Source organism: Aquitalea sp. S1-19, from assembly GCF_024343515.1.
Map to the genome: position 1 here is coordinate 1 of NZ_RJTZ01000212.1, position 2,702 is coordinate 2,702.

Annotated in this window: 3 protein-coding genes and 2 tRNA genes; 1 reads left to right on the top strand and 4 read right to left on the bottom strand. The window is 56.8% G+C overall.

Features of this window, described 5'->3' with window-relative positions:
* Positions 1-50 precede the first annotated feature (50 nt).
* The 4 genes from EGI20_RS17295 to fdhD all read right to left on the bottom strand — a co-directional run bounded on the left by EGI20_RS17295 (position 51) and on the right by fdhD (position 2,390).
* A tRNA-Arg gene (locus tag EGI20_RS17295) sits at positions 51-127 on the bottom strand.
* 6 nt (positions 128-133) lie between these two features.
* A tRNA-Ser gene (locus EGI20_RS17300) sits at positions 134-226 on the bottom strand.
* Between the two features lie 50 nt (positions 227-276).
* Complete coding sequence (locus EGI20_RS17305; protein ID WP_124734238.1) at positions 277-1,509, bottom strand: aspartate kinase; 1,233 nt, start codon at positions 1,507-1,509, stop codon at positions 277-279.
* A 122-nt stretch (positions 1,510-1,631) separates the two neighbouring features.
* Positions 1,632-2,390, bottom strand: coding sequence for a formate dehydrogenase accessory sulfurtransferase FdhD (gene fdhD, locus EGI20_RS17310; RefSeq protein WP_498632958.1), 759 nt, complete (start codon positions 2,388-2,390; stop codon positions 1,632-1,634).
* Between the two features lie 168 nt (positions 2,391-2,558).
* Here fdhD and EGI20_RS17315 point away from each other — a divergent pair.
* Positions 2,559-2,702: twin-arginine translocation signal domain-containing protein (locus EGI20_RS17315; RefSeq protein ID WP_498632959.1), on the top strand; the 144-nt coding region annotated here is incomplete at its 3' end.

Below are 2,702 nucleotides of genomic sequence, written 5' to 3' on the forward strand. Positions count from 1 at the left end.
GGCCGCCGCCGTGAAAGGGCAGTGTTCTAACCGCTAAACTATAGGGACTTTGGTGCACCCGGAGCGATTCGAACGCCCGACCCTTTGGTTCGTAGCCAAATACTCTATCCAACTGAGCTACGGGTGCAGTAGCTGGCGGAGAAAGAGGGATTCGAACCCTCGATACAGGTTTTGCCCGTATGCACCCTTAGCAGGGGTGTGCCTTCGACCACTCGGCCATTTCTCCGTCAAGCGAGTCGCCATATTAATGAACGACCGCTTTACTGTCAAGCGTTATCAAGCAGAAATTTTCTGATTGAGGCCAAAAGCCTTATGTAATACACGAACAGCCAGTTCTAGGTACTTTTCATCAACCAGAACCGACACCTTGATTTCGGAGGTCGAGATCAGCTGGATATTGATACCCTCTTCCGCCAGTGTGCGGAACATAGTGGAGGCAATGCCGCAATGCGAGCGCATGCCGACACCAACGATGGAGATCTTGGCGACCTTGTCGTCACCCTCCACCTTGGCTGCGCCAATATGGGTCTGCACATCGCGCAGGATGGACAGCGCCTTGTTGTACTCGCCACGCGGCACGGTAAACGAGAAGTCAGTCGCGCCATGGTCGCCCACATTCTGGATGATCATGTCCACTTCGATATTGGCGTCGGCCACCGGCCCCAGAATCTGGTAGGCGATACCGGGACGATCCGGCACACCCTTGACGTTGATACGCGCTTCATTGCGATCAAATGCGATACCCGCTACAACGGCCTGTTCCATGCTTTCATCTTCCTCAAACGTAATCAGCGTACCCTCGCCCTCTTCCTCGAAGCTGGAGAGCACGCGCAGCCTTACCTTGTACTTGCCGGCGAATTCCACCGAACGGATCTGCAATACCTTGGAGCCCAGACTGGCCAGCTCGATCATTTCTTCGAAGGTAATGGTTTTCAGACGACGCGCTTCCGGCTCTACCCGCGGGTCGGTGGTGTACACGCCATCCACGTCGGTATAGATCTGGCACTCGTCGGCCTTGAGTGCCGCTGCCAACGCCACGGCCGAGGTGTCCGAGCCGCCGCGCCCCAGCGTCGTAATCGCGCCGTTTTCGTCCACGCCCTGAAAACCGGCCACAATCACTACACGACCGGCATCCAGATCGGCGCGCATGGCTTCGTCGTCGATAGACGAAATACGTGCTTTGCCATGTGCGCTGTCGGTCGTCAGTTTCACCTGCCAGCCGCAATAGCTCTTGGCTTCCAGCCCGATTTCCTGCAAGGCCATGGCCAGCAAGCCGATGGTAACCTGTTCGCCGGTAGACACGATCACATCGAGTTCACGCGGGTTGGGCGTTTCCTGAATTTCCTTGGCCAAGGCTATCAGCCGGTTGGTTTCGCCACTCATGGCAGACAAAACTACAACCAGACTATGCCCCTGGGCCTTCCACTTGGCGATACGCCTGGCAACATTCTTGATACGCTCGGTCGAGCCCACCGAAGTGCCGCCATACTTTTGTACGATGAGAGCCATGCTGAATTGATCTTGGGGTTGAATATCGAGCCTTGATTCTGTCCATAGATCACACGCAAATGCAATACCAAATGCATGGTAAATACAGAAAAATTGCGCAGTGCAATACTGCGACGGACAACTTAAGACTGTATTCGGCAGCCGTGGCTGTAAATATTAGCCCGCCCGGGACGGGCAAAGCCGATCAGGGTCAAACCATAGGCCTGCGCCATCCTGACCGCCAGTTCGGTGGGCGCCGACATGGCCAGCAAAATCTCCACCCGGCTACTGACCGCCTTCTCGACCATTTCATAACTGGCACGACTGGTAACCAGTGCCGCGCCCGCCGTCACTGCACGACGCGCCCGCCAACCCAGCAGCTTATCCAGCGCCACATGCCGGCCGACATCCTCGCGCACCGCCTGCAAAGCGCCATCCGTATCCAGCCAGGCAGCGGCGTGGGTGGCGCCGGTCAGCTGCCCCAGTTTTTGCTCGGCGCGCAAAGCGCAGACAGCAGCATCCAGCGCCGACACTGTCAGCGTCTGACTGAACGGCAATACGGCTTGCTTGATAAAGACGGCATCCAGCTCGTCCACCCCGCACAAGCCGCAACCGGTACGCCCCGCCATCTGGCGGCGCCGGGCTTTGAGCGCGGAAAAACAGGCGCTGGCCAGCTCGATATGGACTTCAAAGCCGCGGCACCCCTCTTTCACCTCGATATCGTAAAGCTCGGCCACGCTCGTCGCGATGCCTTCGGCCAGACTGAAGCCCAGCGCAAAATCTTCCAGATACTCTGGAGTCGCCATCATCACCGCATGCGAGATGCCGTTGTACACCAGCGCCACCGGCACTTCGCACGCTAGCTGGTCTTCGCGTACATCCAGACCGGGCAAAGCCTGCAAACAGACTGTGCTCGACGTCTTAGCCAGCGGAAAAATCCCATCTTCAAGGGGTTTGAGCGGAAGCCCAATGACTGTCATAATAACCGCACACGCATAGTGTTTATAAAGACCACAATTATCCAATAAAAATATCAACAAGTTTCAATTTCTCTACCCTGGAGTCAACCCATGCAAGTCAGCAGACGACAGTTTTTTAAACTGTGCGGCGGCAGCATGGCAGGCACCACGATCGCGGCTCTCGGCTTCACGCCGGGTGTAGCCATGGCCGACGTCAGAAGCTACAAGCTTCTGCGTGCCAGCGAAACGCGGAAC